The 15,216-nt window shown below is 42.8% G+C and carries 14 protein-coding genes; 8 read left to right on the top strand and 6 right to left on the bottom strand.

Translation table 11 applies throughout. From position 1 onward, the window contains the following. Positions 1 to 254: 254 nt before the first annotated feature. From ACMXYO_RS10960 to ACMXYO_RS10945, 4 genes are all read left to right on the top strand, one after another. A complete protein-coding gene (locus tag ACMXYO_RS10960; RefSeq protein ID WP_415885157.1) occupies positions 255 to 1,247 on the top strand; it encodes a porin in 993 nt (330 codons plus the stop codon). A 173-nt stretch (positions 1,248 to 1,420) separates the two neighbouring features. After that, the gene (locus ACMXYO_RS10955; protein WP_415885156.1) at positions 1,421 to 2,122 is read left to right on the top strand and encodes a VacJ family lipoprotein; all 702 of its coding nucleotides are present in this window, start codon (positions 1,421 to 1,423) and stop codon (positions 2,120 to 2,122) included. 162 nt (positions 2,123 to 2,284) lie between these two features. Further along, on the top strand, positions 2,285 to 3,454 hold the full coding sequence (locus tag ACMXYO_RS10950; RefSeq protein ID WP_415885155.1) for a PP2C family protein-serine/threonine phosphatase: 1,170 nt from the start codon (positions 2,285 to 2,287) through the stop codon (positions 3,452 to 3,454). Positions 3,455 to 3,456: 2 nt separating this feature from the next. Beyond that, positions 3,457 to 3,945 carry an STAS domain-containing protein gene (locus ACMXYO_RS10945; RefSeq protein WP_415885154.1) on the top strand — a complete coding sequence of 163 codons (489 nt, stop codon included), beginning with the start codon at positions 3,457 to 3,459 and terminating at the stop codon, positions 3,943 to 3,945. Positions 3,946 to 4,169: 224 nt separating this feature from the next. Here the strand turns inward: ACMXYO_RS10945 and ACMXYO_RS10940 are convergent, their stop codons facing one another. The 5 genes from ACMXYO_RS10940 to ACMXYO_RS10920 form a co-directional block, all read right to left on the bottom strand. Next, positions 4,170 to 4,778: a DUF2057 family protein gene (locus ACMXYO_RS10940; protein ID WP_415885153.1), complete on the bottom strand. Its 609-nt coding sequence runs from the start codon at positions 4,776 to 4,778 to the stop codon at positions 4,170 to 4,172. 71 nt (positions 4,779 to 4,849) lie between these two features. After that, the gene (locus ACMXYO_RS10935) at positions 4,850 to 5,815 is read right to left on the bottom strand and encodes a porin (protein ID WP_415885152.1); all 966 of its coding nucleotides are present in this window, start codon (positions 5,813 to 5,815) and stop codon (positions 4,850 to 4,852) included. Between the two features lie 313 nt (positions 5,816 to 6,128). Continuing rightward, positions 6,129 to 7,679 (bottom strand): tripartite tricarboxylate transporter permease, encoded by a 1,551-nt coding sequence (locus ACMXYO_RS10930; RefSeq protein WP_415885151.1) that lies wholly within the window; start codon positions 7,677 to 7,679, stop codon positions 6,129 to 6,131. A gap of 4 nt (positions 7,680 to 7,683) precedes the next feature. Beyond that, positions 7,684 to 8,157, bottom strand: coding sequence for a tripartite tricarboxylate transporter TctB family protein (locus ACMXYO_RS10925; protein ID WP_415885150.1), 474 nt, complete (start codon positions 8,155 to 8,157; stop codon positions 7,684 to 7,686). 147 nt (positions 8,158 to 8,304) lie between these two features. Then, positions 8,305 to 9,288 carry a tripartite tricarboxylate transporter substrate binding protein gene (locus ACMXYO_RS10920; RefSeq protein ID WP_415885149.1) on the bottom strand — a complete coding sequence of 328 codons (984 nt, stop codon included), beginning with the start codon at positions 9,286 to 9,288 and terminating at the stop codon, positions 8,305 to 8,307. A 191-nt stretch (positions 9,289 to 9,479) separates the two neighbouring features. On the opposite strand from ACMXYO_RS10920, the gene ACMXYO_RS10915 reads away from it, so the two are divergent. The 4 genes from ACMXYO_RS10915 (at position 9,480) to hisA (ending at position 13,976) form a co-directional block, all read left to right on the top strand. Next, positions 9,480 to 11,099, top strand: a complete 1,620-nt coding sequence (locus ACMXYO_RS10915) for an ATP-binding protein (RefSeq protein WP_415885148.1) — start codon at positions 9,480 to 9,482, stop codon at positions 11,097 to 11,099. 83 nt (positions 11,100 to 11,182) lie between these two features. Continuing rightward, on the top strand, positions 11,183 to 11,884 hold the full coding sequence (locus ACMXYO_RS10910) for a response regulator (RefSeq protein ID WP_415885147.1): 702 nt from the start codon (positions 11,183 to 11,185) through the stop codon (positions 11,882 to 11,884). Positions 11,885 to 12,001: 117 nt separating this feature from the next. Further along, the gene (locus tag ACMXYO_RS10905; protein ID WP_415885146.1) at positions 12,002 to 13,141 is read left to right on the top strand and encodes a murein transglycosylase domain-containing protein; all 1,140 of its coding nucleotides are present in this window, start codon (positions 12,002 to 12,004) and stop codon (positions 13,139 to 13,141) included. A 79-nt stretch (positions 13,142 to 13,220) separates the two neighbouring features. Further along, a complete protein-coding gene (gene hisA, locus ACMXYO_RS10900) occupies positions 13,221 to 13,976 on the top strand; it encodes a phosphoribosylformimino-5-aminoimidazole carboxamide ribotide isomerase (protein WP_415885145.1) in 756 nt (251 codons plus the stop codon). A 66-nt stretch (positions 13,977 to 14,042) separates the two neighbouring features. Here hisA and msrB read toward each other — a convergent pair whose 3' ends face one another. Further along, entirely contained in the window at positions 14,043 to 15,179 is a 1,137-nt protein-coding gene (gene msrB / locus ACMXYO_RS10895) for a peptide-methionine (R)-S-oxide reductase MsrB (protein ID WP_415885144.1), read from the bottom strand. Between the last annotated feature and the right edge of the window lie 37 nt (positions 15,180 to 15,216).

The raw sequence follows: 15,216 nt of genomic DNA, 5'->3' as shown, positions 1-15,216 counted from the left end.
AAAATTGTTGCTAAGGCGTTGTTAATTGAGGTTAATTCTTCAATTTTGATACTAAAGCAGCAGCTCTCTCGGCAGAGATTAAAGTTTTTTGTAGTACTGCCGAAGTAAAAAATTAATGAAAAATGTGTTTCATTTATTTGAAATATATTTTTTTTATAGTATTTTCATAGCGTAACGGCGTGTTAAGCGCGTTATGCTAGAAAAATTAAAAATTCACTACTAGTATGTTGAATATTATTGAAGGGGAAATGTTGATGAAAAAGTCACTGATTGCTCTGGCTGTTGCCGGTGCTATGACTGCACCAATGATCGCACAGGCTGACGCTACTCTATACGGTTCTTTCCGTATCGGTCTACAAAAAGTAGACAACGGCGACACTGGTGTTGACGATCAGTCTTCTCGTTTTGGTATCAAAGGTGATATCGATCTAGGTCTAGACGGCACTAAAGGTCTATTCCACTGGGAAGCTCAGGCTAACAACGCTACAGTTACTGACCAGACTACAGCTCTTGGTTCTCGCCTACACTACATCGGTGCTCAAGGCGACTGGGGTAAGCTACTTATCGGTAAGCAGTACCACCCACACTACCTACTAATCAGCGGTCCAACTAACATCTTTAACCCAGGTGACGGCGGTTACGGTGAGCGTTTCAATCTAGGTAACTCTGCTCTAGGTAAAACTGCTCATTTCATGAAGCGTACTGAAAACACAATTGCTTACTACTCTCCTAAGATGAACGGCTTCCAGTTCATCGGTGGTGTAGTTCTAGCAACTGATGGCAACGACAGCAATGACGTTGTTGACGAAACTGTTGATGCAGTTAACCTAGCAGGTACTTACTCTGCTAATAACTTCACTGTTTCTGCTTCTTACGGTACTATCGAAACTGCAAACACTCCTGGTGCTGAACAGCAGACTGATGTTTGGGGTCTTGCTGCACAGTACAAGCTAGACGCTCTACAGCTAATGGCTAAGTACGAAGATAAAGAAACTGAAACTGGTTCTACAGAAAACTCTGATGAGCGTGTTTGGGAGCTAGCTGCTCGTTACACTATCGGTGCTACTTCTGTATACGGTCGTTTCGCAGACTACGAAGATGACGTAGCTAATACTGACCTAGAGCAGTGGGGTATCGGTGTTCAGCAGAAACTAGGTAAAGGTCGTGTATTCGCTGAATACGTAGACAACGATTCTGATGACACTAACGAAGATCGCGCAGTACTAGGTTACCGCGTAGACTTCTAAGTCGACATTTCCTTACGGAAATATAGAAAAAGGCTTCCTTCGGGAAGCCTTTTTTCGTTTGTCTTCGCAATATTTCTAACCTTCTCATAATTAAGTCTTTTTCCTATTTTTATTATTAGTATATCTCGGCTAGAATACTCACTTATTTATTGGGTAAAGTGAAAGGATCCTGAATGAAAACCAAATTTCGCAGTTTGTTAGTTGCAGGTGCTGTTTCTTTGGCATTGATGCAGCCTGTTATGGCGGAAGAGGTCAATGTAGACCCTTGGGAAGGTTTTAACCGAGCTATGTTTAGTTTTAATGATGGCCTTGATACTTATGCCCTAAAACCAGTAACAAAAGGCTATAAGGCAGTTATGCCTGATGTAGCTGAAGTTGGTGTAAATAACTTTTTTGAAAATCTCGCTGATGTAGGTACGTTTTTCAATAACCTTCTTCAAGGTAAATTTGATAATGCTACTCAGGACTTTGCGCGTGTAGCGTTCAACTCTACTTTTGGCTTGGCTGGCTTTATCGATGTTGCAACGCCAATGGGTATTGAAAAACACGATGAGGATTTTGGCCAAACATTGGGCTATTGGGGGGCTGGTAGTGGTCCTTACCTAGTGGTTCCTTTCTTTGGTCCTATGACGGTTCGTGATGGGATTGGTAAATTTCCGGATGCACTAACAGATCCTGTATATCATGTAGATGACACCGCTACCCGTAATGCGCTTTATGTGACACGAGTTATTGATACACGAGCTCAACTGCTAGAAACAGAAAAGTTAATTTCTGGTGATAAATATATCTTCATTCGTGATGCTTATTTGCAAAAACGTGCTTTTGATATTGCTGATGGCGATGTTGAAAACTATGATGATAATAACTTCTAATATTGAAGTATAAATGATGGATGAAAGCCTCAATTATCTCAGATGTAATTGGGGCTTTTTTGTGAGTTGTGCTCTCTGTTACTAAAAACATATTGCAAGTTAAGTCATCTAGATTTAACGTGGTTTCTCATGGATCCTAGCCTAAACTTCAAGGCCTGATATATGAGGCAAGCATACCAAACAATTCTATTAGTCGATCATGTTGCAGAAGCAATAGATTCGATCGTTGACGCCTGTAATCAGGTAGACCTACCTCCAGTAAAAATTTCCACTGCTTTTAGTAGTGATTATGCATTAGAACTATTAGAAGAACATCGCTTTTCATTGGTGATTGTCGGTGTCAGCGAGCGATTAAAGTTGGTCGATCTTCAGCAGCTCGCTGCATTACAAGGCCCAAAGCCAATTCTTGCCTTATTGCCTGAAAATGCTAGTAATCAGGTAATATCAGCGCTGAGAAAAGGGGCTAGCAATGTATTTCTACAGTCTGAAATTGGTGAGCAAGGTGCTGCGTTCTCGGTAGCAATTAAATCTTTGTTAAATCAGGCAGATTTGATTGAGCAAAATTTGCATTACCGTGAAGAGTTGGAAAAAAGCTTGGCGGAGCTTAAGGCAGACCAGCAAGCTGCTCACCAGATACAAAAGAATATGCTGCCTGCAACGGATGTTCAGCTAGGCGCTGTTCGAGCACGGTATCTGTTAATACCCTCATTGTATCTAAGTGGTGATTTTGTTGATGCGGTTAAAGTTGATGATAATTTAACCCTGTTCTATCTGGCTGATGTTTCAGGTCATGGGGCTTCTTCTGCACTTGTGACTGTTTTGCTCAAGAATATGACCAATCGATTGCTAAGGAACTATCGACGACAATCTAGCTTTGATATTTTATCGCCAAAGGAAGTATTGAGCCGGATTAATATCGAGTTGCTTGATACAGGTTTAGGTAAACACTTAAGCATGTTTATAGGCTTGTATAATGAAGCTGAGTCGAGCTTGAGCTATGCAGTAGGTGGGCATCATCCTATGCCTATATTGCATGATAGAGATGGTTGTCGATTCTTAGAAGGGCGAGGTATGCCTGTAGGTCTATTTCATGAGCCCATCTATGATGAGCGAAAACTTCAGTTACATGCTGAGTTTGAGATAACCTTATTTTCAGATGGTATATTTGAGGTGTTGGAAGGGCCTAATATGGAGGCAAAAGAACAATGCCTTATTGATGCTGTTTCTGGCACTAAAGGTGAGGGGCCGAATAGTATCAGAGATGCTTTACTTCCAAATACTATAGATGCAGCACCGGATGATATCGCAATTATGACGATTTGCAGGCAGTAATCATGCAAGAAGGTTTAATATATTCAGCGCTGGTTGAAGGGCGATTTGTCCTCAAGTTTGTTGGAGATGTTCGACTGACCTTATGTGCAACTTTAGATTGCCATTTAGAGCAGTCTTTGGCTGATCCTCAAGTTACTGAGATTTTGATCGACCTGACTCAGGCTGAGGGGATTGATAGCACTTCTTTGGGGTTGATTGCAAAATTAGCTATTAAGGCTGAGCAGGGAGGAATGGATAAGCCTGCTCTTATATCTACTAATTCAGATATCACAAGAATCCTTTATACCATGGGGTTCGATCATATTTTTGTTCTTCTTGAAGAGCTCCCTCCGTGTGTTGAGGATCTTAAAGAGTTGCCGCTAGTGCAGGAATCTGTAGCAGAAATGCAAGATAGAATTATTTCTGCCCATCGTATTCTGATGGATCTTAACGAAGCAAATCGTGAGGCATTCCAAGACCTCGTTAATACGCTTGAATCAGTTAAAGAATAAGATTTTTATGAACTGAGTTATAAACAACTTCTGTGGATAACTTTGTTAATTGTTTATGGTTAAGTTGCTATAAGGCCTGTAAAACTTAGCTATTCAGCAAATTGCGTGAAAATAATACAGGTAGAAAAGCCTTTATTTTTCAGTGGGTTGAAATTTAATTTGGATGGTTTTTGTCAAGCTTTTTTTAGAATAAATTGCGCAGACTGACAAAATCCTTACCGACATTATTGGATAGAGCTTTTAAAGGCTTTTTGAGTTTCAGGAGAGGCTTGTTGATATAAGCTTTTCAACATAATCATCTTCATTTGTTCATCCGTCACTCTGTCCCCTTTCAAAATAGATGGGGTTTCAATGGCTGTTACCTGCTGGCTAGCAATATTGTTTGATCTATTAAAATCAGCCAGTTCTCTCTCAAAATCTATTCCTAAGCGGAGCCCTTTAAGTGGCAGTAGTGCTGCTTTAAAGTTAATTGGCTTTTGGTCGTTTTCAAGTTTCCAATTAAGCTCGTGGTTGAAATGCTCTAATTGCCTTGTAGTTTTGATCTCAGGTGTTTTGAGTGTGAGGGTTTGTTTCTCTGAACTAAATAAAAGTACACTTGGATGGCTTTGCTCTAGCTCATAATCGCTGCCATTTTTTATCTCTGCTGTGTAGGAAACAAGAAGTTGGTTATTTCCATCGGGTAGGTTTAAAGATCGATTGTTGGTAAAAAAAGAGGAAATCTTTTCACTACCGTTAATCGCGTGAACTTTAATGCCTTCTCCCAACAGTAGTTGGTTATCTGCCATTACGTGAGGCGCTGAAATCAGTGTTATAAGCAAGGCTAGTTTTTTCATGTGGTACTCCAGAAGGTAAGAATGGCTCAATAGGCTTGAAGGGGAGGACCTATTGAGCCACCGTTTGGCAATTAAAACTTGATTTGCATGCCTGCAAGAACGTCGATTTCAGAATCTACGCTAGCATCGTCAAAACTTGCTTTAGCTACTTCGGCGAAGATTGATACGTTCTTCTGTGACGGGAATTTATATGTCACGTTAGTGTACCAAGAGCTCGCATCTTGGTTGTCTGCATCAGAATCTACATTCACGTAACCTAGCGCAACTCGAGTAGTGTCTAGAGGCTGGAAAATAGCGACCAAGTTACTGATATCTGCATCAGCTGTCGCTGGGTTGCCATAGTCAGTAGAACTGAAATCCGTTCCAAACGTTGCAAAGCCAGCATCGAATTTGGCACTAACACCCCAAGTATCATCTGAATAGGTAGAGCCGCTAGCTTGATGAGTTTGGTATGCCGCTGCTAGAGATAGCTCAGAAAATTTAGTGCTAACAAACAGATCGGTCGCTTCACCATCTTCGCTGGCATTGCCGTCTGATGCTATTTCATGGGACATAACTACAGTGGCATTATCAAAGCTTGCTTCTAGGCGGATAAGATCGTCGCCTGAGCTTTTAACGACATCAAACTGATCTTCATCAAGGATCGTTTCATAAGCCACTTCCACACCAAACTCGTCACCGGCCGTATTGGTTTTACCAACTTTTAACTTCAAGTTGCTGTATTGCAGGCCTAGGTAAGCTTCTTCCAATTTACTATCGCTGGCACTGGAATCGTCGGCCGAACCGTTAAAGGAAAAGTCTAGTTGGCCGAAGGCTTTAAGATCGTTGCCTAGATCGTAAATGATTGTGTTCTTCAGCTCTAAATCATCAAACTCTACATCAAAATCATTGGCTTTTTTGTAATCGTCACGTAATTGAAGCTGCCAATCACCTTTAAGTTTATAAGTTAAACCGTCAGCGCTGTAGATTGTTGCTGCCATGGATGTGCTGGTAGCGAGTGTTGCGGTAATAGCTACTGATAAAGCTAGTTTTTTCATGTTTGCCTCTTTTGTATTTTTTAGAATCTCTTGCTCAGATTTGTGTTGAGCACAGAGGGAAGCTTTGTATTTCAGTAAGTGACTATTTGACTCGGGACAACTGGGACATCAGTTGTGAAATCCTAAGTGCTCAATAGCCGACTTAGAGTTTTAAAATGTCAAAACCGTGCTGCAAAATGGCATTCAGTTTGGGGTCTGCAGACACAGTTATCCGCTATTCCTCCTATGGATTAGTTAAAATTGAGTAAGATTGGAGAGCAGGAATTTACAGCCTGACTTGTAAATTCCTGCTTATATCAAATTGAGGGTAGGACTAGCCTTCACCCTCAGAGATAGCCGCTTCGCAACCTGGGGTCTTGCTGGAATTAGTTTTCTTTCTCCAAGCTTCGATGATTGGAGGAAGGACTAAAATTACGATTGCTGTAATGACGATACTCAGTGTCAGCGGACGCTCCCAAAGGAAGGCAAAGCTGCCATCAGAGATGGTTAAAGCACGGCTTAAGTTGTTTTCCATCAAACCGCCTAAGATAAAACCAAGCAGCATAGGGGCCATAGGGAACTCAAGCAGTTTTAGGAATATGGCTATGACCGTAATGATTGCCATCATGTGAATATCAAAGCTATTAAAGCTCACGAGATAAACACCAGTGATCGAGAAGAAAAGGATCAATGGGATCAAGATCGGTCTTGGGATAACTAGAAGTCGAGAGATATAAGGTATCAACGGCAGATTAAGAATCAGCAGTACCAAGTTACCAAAGTACATCGAAATGATGACAGACCAGAACACATCCGGGTTATCTAGAAATAAACGAGGACCCGGCTGAATACCGTAAGCAATTAATGCACCCAACATAATTGCTGTTGTTCCTGAACCTGGAATACCCAGCGTCAGAAGTGGTACGAATGAGCCTGTAGATGCTGCATTATTTGCAGATTCAGGTGCTGCCAACCCACGTAAAGCGCCCTTACCAAATTTTAGTTTCTCTTTGGCTGATGCAAGGTTACGTTCGAGGCCATAAGCAAGGAAGGACGCGATGGTTGCACCAGCTCCTGGAAGGATCCCAATTAGGAAACCAAAAAAGGAGGAGCGGCCAACGGTAGGAGCTACGTGCTTAACTTCTTCTTTGCTTAGCTTCATGCTGCCTAGTTGGCTCATATCCATAGGTGCTTCTTTCTCGTTATGCTGGCCCTTAAGCACAGTCATAACTACCTCAGTTAAAGCAAAGGTTGCCATCGCTAAAAGTAAGAAGCTGATACCATCGATCAAGTCGACGCTGCCAAACGTAAAGCGTGTTGTGCCAGATGTAACATCTGTACCTACAGTCGCGATCATCAGGCCTAATACGGTCATGATTAGAGCTTTGATAACTTGGCCTTTACCAGAGAATGCCGCTACTGCAGTTAAACCAAGAATCATCAGGGCAAAGTAATCGCTAGATTGGAAACTCAACGAAACAGAGGCTAATGCAGGTGCTGCAAATAGCAGTACCAGTGCACCGATGGTGCCGCCTGTAAATGATGAATATGCTGCAAGCGCTAAAGCTTTACCTGCCTGCTTTTGTTGAGCAAGCGGGTAACCGTCAAAAGAGGTTACAACTGTGCTCGCACAGCCAGGAGCGTTGATCAAAATCGATGAAGTTGAGCCACCAAAGACCGCACCGTAATAAACTCCGGCCATCAAAATAATGCCAGAAGATGGGTCTAGTCCGTAAGTGATAGGGATCATCAGGGCTACAGCTGAAATAGGACCTAAGCCTGGTAACATCCCGATAAACGTGCCTGCAAAGCAGCCAACAACGACCATCAATAGGTTAAAAGGCATCACCGCAGTGGTAAGGCCGGTAATAATTCCGTCTAACATGAGATCAGCCTCCAAAAATTGTAGTTAACGCTTTACCTGGAGCCAGATAAATATCGAGTAGTTGGGTTAGTGCGAACCATAGGAAAATGGCAAAAGGCACCGATGCAATAAATAGGGTTTTGGGTCTTCTTTCGCCTAATAGCCAGTAACCACCGACTAAAAAGAAAATGGTAGAAATTAAGAAACCTAGCCATTCAAGTGCTAACGCAAAAAGTACAACGAGTAGTAATAATTTGATTACTAATGGGAAGTCATACCCTTTAAGAACTAACTTTTGGTCATTGCTAGATTTGGTTGTAGCCAGCAGTAAGATGGACAGTACGCCACCTACTATTGCCAAAGCATTAGGAATTGTTTGTGCGTGGAACGGTTCGAATTCATCACCAGGCAGTAAAGGGATCTGAGTTGCATAGTAGCCGTAAGCTACAGACAAACTGAGAAATACCAGACCACCAATATGATCTTTGCATAAGGTCATGAGGATCCTCCTGCTATGGCAGAGGCCATAACTGTCTATTTTAAAAAAAACCGAGGGCCAGTCGACAGAGGCCAAAGGGCAAAGCCCTCGGTAAAGAAGGCCTGACTTAATCGAAGTCAGGGATATTGCTGCGAAATGAAAGTGTGTTTACTTAAGGAAGCCAAGTTCGCGCATTAGGGCGCCAACTTCTTTTTCCTGAGTTTCTAGGAATGAGATAAATTCAGGGCCAGGTTTGAAAATCTCTGTCCATCCATTACGTGAACGGACAGTTTCCCACTCAGCTGTGTCGTACATTTTTTCTAGGGATTCAATAAACTCAGCTTGTTGCGCTTCGCTTGTGCCTGGTGCTGCGAAGAAACCACGCCAGTTTACAAATGTAGTGTCATAGCCAAGTTCTTTTAGGGTTGGGACGTCTGGTGCTGCTTCATTTCGTTCGCTACCTGTCATGACTAGAATGCGTACTTCGCCTGCTTCAGCTAGGGCTAGCGCTTCACTGAAACCTGTTGATAGAAGTTGTGTTTCTCCAGAAAGAAGGCCGGCCATTGCTTTACCGCCTGCATCGTATGCAACATAGCGAACTTGACGTGCATCACCGCCTGTTGCTTTAAATGCCATTGCTGCTACTAGGTGATCCATACTGCCACGAGCAGAGCCGCCTGCAATTTTGATAGAGCGCGGGTTAGCTTTGTAGTCAGCAACCACTTGTTTGAAATCGGTGTATTTTGAATCTTTCTTAACTACAAAGGCACCGTAATCGCCGATAGTTGCAGCGATTGGTGTTAGGTCACGGAATGATTGTGGGAATACTTTAGATAGTGAACGAATTACGATAGGAGTTGAGTTCACCATCAAGGTGTCTTGCTTCTGTTCAGCTGTCTCTATCAAGTGAGCAATGGCTTTACCACCGCCACCGCCAGACATGTTTTCGTAAGAAATAGTATCAACAATACCTGCTTTAGATAGCGCTTCGCCTGTGCCACGGGCTGTTGAATCCCAGCCACCGCCTGCGCCACCAGGGATTAGAAAGTGAATGCTTTCCATCGCTTGAGCTTGGTAGGAAACACCTGCTGTCATGCATGTAGTTAATACGGCCGCCATCAGAGTTTTTTTGCTTTTAACTTTACCGAACATCGAGATCACCTCGTATTTATTTTTGTGATGCCTACAAAGTAGTGAGGTTTATTCGGCAAATGAAGCTTATGAAATTAAAGGTTTTTTATTCCTTAAAAATCATTTTGTTCATAATGTTTACGGGGCTTTTTAATCGAGGTTAGCTAAGCTTTAGAGTATCTAATGGTTAGGGTATTTAGCGAGTTCACTGAATGAGTTTGGATATTAAAGTGCTAAGCCGATTAAAGCTTAAGAGCCGTATGATCTTGATTTTGGGATTAATGGCGATTGTGCAGACAGGTTTTATCGGTGTTTTTGCGGTCCATTACCTGCATAAATCGCTAGATGAACAGATTGGTCAAAGAGCGTTAGATGTGGCTAAAACAATTGCAGTTGCCCCGCAGATAGTCGATGCAGTGCAAAGAGGGGATAGTAAATACTTACAGCCTTTAAGTTTACGGTTGGCAGAAGAAACGCAAGCTCGCTTTGTTGTGATTGGGGACAAGCAGGGGGTTCGCTTAGCGCACCCGCGAACAGAAAAAATTGGTCGGCCGATGTCTGATGATGAAGGTGACGATAATGCACTGGCGCTCGTGGCAGGTCAGGGGTACCTTTCTAAGGCTTTAGGTAGCATGGGGTGGTCTATGCGAGGGAAAGCGCCGATCTTTTCAAATGAGGGTGAGGTTATAGGTCTGGTGTCGGTTGGTTATCATCTTGATCAGGTCGAAAACATTATTGAAGAGTATCGGATTACACTGATTGCTGTTATAGGGGCGTCATTTTTATTAAGCGCAATGATTGCGGTTTGGTTCGCTAATCACTTTAAACGAGCCATTTTTGGCTTGGAGCCTGAGCAGATTGCTCGTTTATTTGATGAGCAAAGAGCGACGTTAGAATCGGTGCGTGAAGGGATAATTGCTATCAATAACGATGGGCAGATCACAACCTTCAATCGAACAGCTGTAGAAACATTGGGTCTAGCTGATGATGCTGAGCTGACTGGGCGTCACATATCAGAAGTGTTACCCGGCAGTACTATGCTCGAGGTGCTAAAAACGGGACAGCCGCAATTTGATGAGGAGGTGTGGCTTGATGGTCATAACCTTATTGCTAACCGACTTCCTTTAAAACAAGGTGATCAGATCACTGGAGTGGTATCTAGTTTTAGGCGTAAAGATGAACTTGCGATGGTGAGTAAAAAGCTAACAAGGATTCAACAGTATGCTGATAGCTTACGTAGTCAATCCCATGAATATTCTAATAAGCTGCATACGATTGCCGGTTTGATTCAGATAGGTGCGACTGACGAAGCTCAAGCGCTTATTGGGCAAGAGGCGCAAAGCCACCAAGAGTTGATAACTTTGTTGCGTGAGTCAGTCGCTGATCCGGTGTTGGCAGGGTGCTTGTTAGGCAAATATAACCGAGCTAAAGAGATGGGATTACATCTCGTTATAGACCCAGATAGTCGTATGTTATCTCTTCCTGAAAACCTTCCTAGAGAGCACTTAGTTAGCATTATTGGTAACTTAATCGATAACGCATTAGAGGCAACATGGGAGTACGCCGGTTTAGGCGGAGAAGTTTTGCTCAGTATGCTGGATCTGGGAACAGATCTGATTTTTGAAATTGAAGATCAAGGTCCGGGTATCAAAGAGGGGGATCAGGAAAAAATCTTTGAAAAAGGATATACCAGTAAAGCTAAAGATGGGCACGGAATAGGGTTGCACCTAGTTAAACAGCTTTTAGGTAATTTAAATGGCACAGTGACTTGTGAACTAGGAGAAAAAGGGGGGAGTCGGTTTATTGTCTATATCCCTAAAGCTCAGGAGTGAGAATTATTAGTAGGTTCTAAGAAATGAGTATTGCGAAAAATTGATACTCAGTGAAATAAAACTCAATTAACAAGTATAAAAAGATGAGTGATATTCGGGTTGTTATTGCAGAAGATGATCAGCAAATAGCTGAGATACAAAAACGGTTTTTAGAGCGTATCTCTGGATTTGAGTTAGTTGGGATTGCCCACGGACTGGAAGAAGCTGAGGACCTAGTTGAGGTTCTACAGCCAGATCTTTTATTACTTGATATCCAGTTTCCTACAGGTACGGGTTTGGATCTATTAAGGAAGTTACGTTCAGGTAATCAGGGAACGGATGTTATCTTAATTACCGCTGCTAAAGAGGTGGAAACATTACGGGAAGCTCTACGTGGTGGTGTCTTCGATTATATTTTAAAACCACTGGTTTTTGACCGACTACAAGAAACACTCGAAAACTATCAACTCCACCTGAAAAAGCTCCAAGCGATGGAATTATTGGCGCAAAGCGATGTAGATACACTCTTACCTAGATCGAGTGGGCAAAATTCAAGCGTTTCAACTGTTACAGGGGAGGTTCGCCTACCTAAAGGGATTGATGGTATTACTTTGGATAAAGTGCGAAATGTATTTTGTACAGTAAATACTCCACTGAATGCTGAAGAGGTGGGTGAAGAGATTGGTGCTAGTCGAACTACGGCAAGGCGGTACCTAGAATTTCTAGTCAGTACTAATGAGCTCTCAGCAGAAGTTAATTATGGCAGTGTGGGACGACCCGAGAGGCGGTATGCACAAATTAAGTAAGTGTTTAACGGTCTGATCGTTGCGGATGTTGATCTGATTAGGTTACTGTCGTAGACCTAAGTTAGGCAGAATTATTTACTAGAATTTTCTGCCTTATTTCCCCTGATTAGAGGTTCTATGCTTACCCGCAGACGCTTTTTACTGGGTTTACTTCCACTAGGTTTAGCAGGTTGTACAACTCATGATGCATTCCGAATCGCAACCAGTGTAGCAAGAGGCCAAAGTGTTGAAGGTGCACTTACCTCTCATGCTAAAAGTAAAGCGACCGGTTGGGTGACCAATCCCAACGGTTTGGTTAATGACATTAAAAAGTTCTCTCAACTCATCAGTAGCGTATGGGGAGAGGATGAAGCGCTGCAACCAACGCCAACGACCTATGTTAAATATACCGATAAGTATCTGAGCCGAGGAATCGTAGACTTCGAAAAAGGTCAAATTCGCGTCGAAACTTTAGACCAGGGCAAGCTGCAAAGTGCGATAGTTACCTTGTTGTTATCGCCAGAAGATCCAACCCAAGTAGACCTTTATTCGGATGCTCCAGTTACCTTAGGGGGAGAGCCTTTTCTTTATCAGCAAATCCTGGATCATGAAGGACAACCAGTAAGATGGGGGTGGCGTGCTGAGCGATATGCAAAATACCTTCTGGCGAACTCGTTGCAGAGGCGCCAAGTAAAGACCGCTAATGGTGTTACAAAAACAGAGTATTTTGTTGAGCTTCCTTTGGTCCAAAAGCATCGTCTTAAAAGGCGCTACCGTTATGCGGTTTTGGTTGATAAGTATTCTCGACAATACAATCTCAATCCCTCCTTAGTATATGCGATCATCGAGACCGAAAGTCACTTTAACCCTTTTGCGGTCAGTCATGCTCCAGCTTATGGACTCATGCAGATTGTGCCAACAACGGCTGGCCGAGATGCTCACCAGGAGATTTATGGTCGCGCCGGTACTCCTTCCAGGAATTATCTATTCGATGTTGAGAATAATATCCGTATGGGGTGTGCTTATCTGTATATTCTGCAAACACGCTATTTAGTTGAGGTAAGGAATCCTCAGAGCAAAGAGTTTTGCATAATTGCTGCGTATAACGGTGGCGTGGGTAATGTGCTTCGAAGTTTTTCTAGTGATCGTCAACAAGCAATTAGAGCGATTAATCGATCATCTTCTTCTAGCGTGTGGCAGAGATTGCAGAGCCGCATGCCATTAGAAACTCAGCGCTATTTGGTTAAAGTGACTGATGCTAAGCGCCGTTATGTATAAGAATCAAATGATTGGCATATACCTAAAGCGATTCGCTCTATAAAATAGCGCCTTTCAGCTTCGATTATCAGGAGATAGCGTGACACAGTTTCGTCCATGTATCGATCTGCACCAAGGGCAGGTTAAGCAAATTGTTGGTGGTAGCTTGCAAGATAGCGGTGCTGATACCAACTATGTAAGCCCTTATGATGCGGCTTATTATGCGGAACTTTATCAGAAGCATAACCTGACGGGCGGTCACGTCATCGCATTAGGGCCTGGTAACAAAGAGCAGGCTTTATTGGCGCTCTCAACCTGGAAAGGTGGCCTTCAGTTTGGTGGTGGCGTAAATAATGAAAATGCGTCTGAGTTTTTAGAAGCAGGTGCATCTCACGTTATCGTCACTTCTTATCTATTTGATCAAGGTCAATTTAGCTGGGAACGTTTAGAAAAGATTAAAGCTGAAACAGGTGCTGATAAGCTTATTTTGGACCTTAGCTGCCGTCGTACGGAAACCGGTTGGAATATAGCGACCGACCGTTGGCAAACGGTGACGAGCCTAGCGGTTGATGAGAAAACCTTGTCTGAATTAGGTGAGCATTGTGCCGAATTTTTAATTCACGCTGCAGACGTTGAAGGCTTGCAGGGTGGGATAGATCAAGAGCTGGTTAAGCTCTTAGGAAAAGCGTGTTCGATCCCTGTTACTTATGCTGGTGGAGCGCGTTCTCTCGAAGACCTTAAGCTGGTGGATCAGCTTTCTCAAGGCAATGTCGATCTGACGATTGGCAGCGCTTTAGATATCTTTGGTGGCAAGGGCGTCACTTTAGAAGAGTGTATCGCGTGGAATGCTCGATAAAGTAAATCAAGGATAAGAAAAAGGCAGCGATCACGCTGCCTTTTTTATTTGTGTAGATGGGCACTTTTATTTAAAAAGCTGCGCAAATTGCCCATAGCCTTGGGCTGTTAGCTCCTCTTTAGGTACAAAGCGAAGAGACGCTGAGTTTATGCAATAACGTAAGCCTGTAGGAGCTGGACCATCATTAAAAACATGACCCAAATGAGAATCTGCTCGTGAACTTCTTACTTCAACCCGTTTCATAAAGAAAGAATTGTCCTCTTTCTCTACGATTTCTACTCCTTTGATAGGCTGAGTAAAACTCGGCCAGCCGGTTCCAGACTTGTACTTATCCGTCGATGAAAAAAGCGGTTCGCCACTGACGATATCTACATAGATGCCTTCACGTTTTTCATCCCAATACTCGTTATCAAATGGTCTTTCCGTGCCATCTTCTTGGGTTACTTTGTACTGAAGAGGGGTTAGATTAGACTTTAAATAGTGCTCAGAAGGTCTTACAAACTGTTGGATGTGATAGTCAGCGCCTGAGCTTTGGCCTTTGTATTGGGATAGATCATGTTTAGCATTTTCACCCCAAACCTTTGATAAAAATTGATCACGACCAGAGCCATTACGGTAGTAGCTATAGCGAAGAGGGTTTTTTGCATAATAATCCTGGTGGTAATCCTCAGCAGGGTAGAAATTTTTAAACGGTGCGATTTCAGTCTCTAAAGGTTTACCGTAAACGCCAGACTTAACAAGTGCATCAATCGACTGATCGATAGCCTGCTTTTGTGCAGCATTATGATAGTAAACAGCTGGACGATACTGCTTCCCTCTATCAACAAATTGACCATCTCCATCAGTTGGGTTCATAACACGCCATAGATGTTCGAGCAGGCCAGCGTAAGAGATGATATCCGGATTGTAGTAGATCTGGATGGCTTCTGTGTGTTTGGTTAAGCCTGCTGAAACTTCTTTGTAATTCGGATTTGCTTTTTCTCCGCCGCTATACCCAGATACTACTTGAATAACCCCATCAAGTTTTTCGAAATCTGATTCCGTACACCAAAAGCATCCGCCCGCAAAGGTTGCAATTGCAAGCTGGTTTAATTGATTCGTTGCGGGTGCAGCCGAAGTCGTTGGTTGCTCATTCCCGGTTGATAGGGTGGCGATACCAACGCCAAGTATAGAAATAGCTGAGATGGCAAATATTTTTTTCATTTCTACAGAACCTGTAAATACTGGTAATGCTCATTTA

The sequence above is a fragment of the Neptuniibacter sp. QD37_6 genome (assembly GCF_047778085.1).
In the GTDB taxonomy this organism is placed as follows: domain Bacteria; phylum Pseudomonadota; class Gammaproteobacteria; order Pseudomonadales; family Balneatricaceae; genus Neptuniibacter.
Note: the sequence above shows the minus strand (reverse complement) of the source record. Positions and strands in the feature narration are given on the sequence as shown.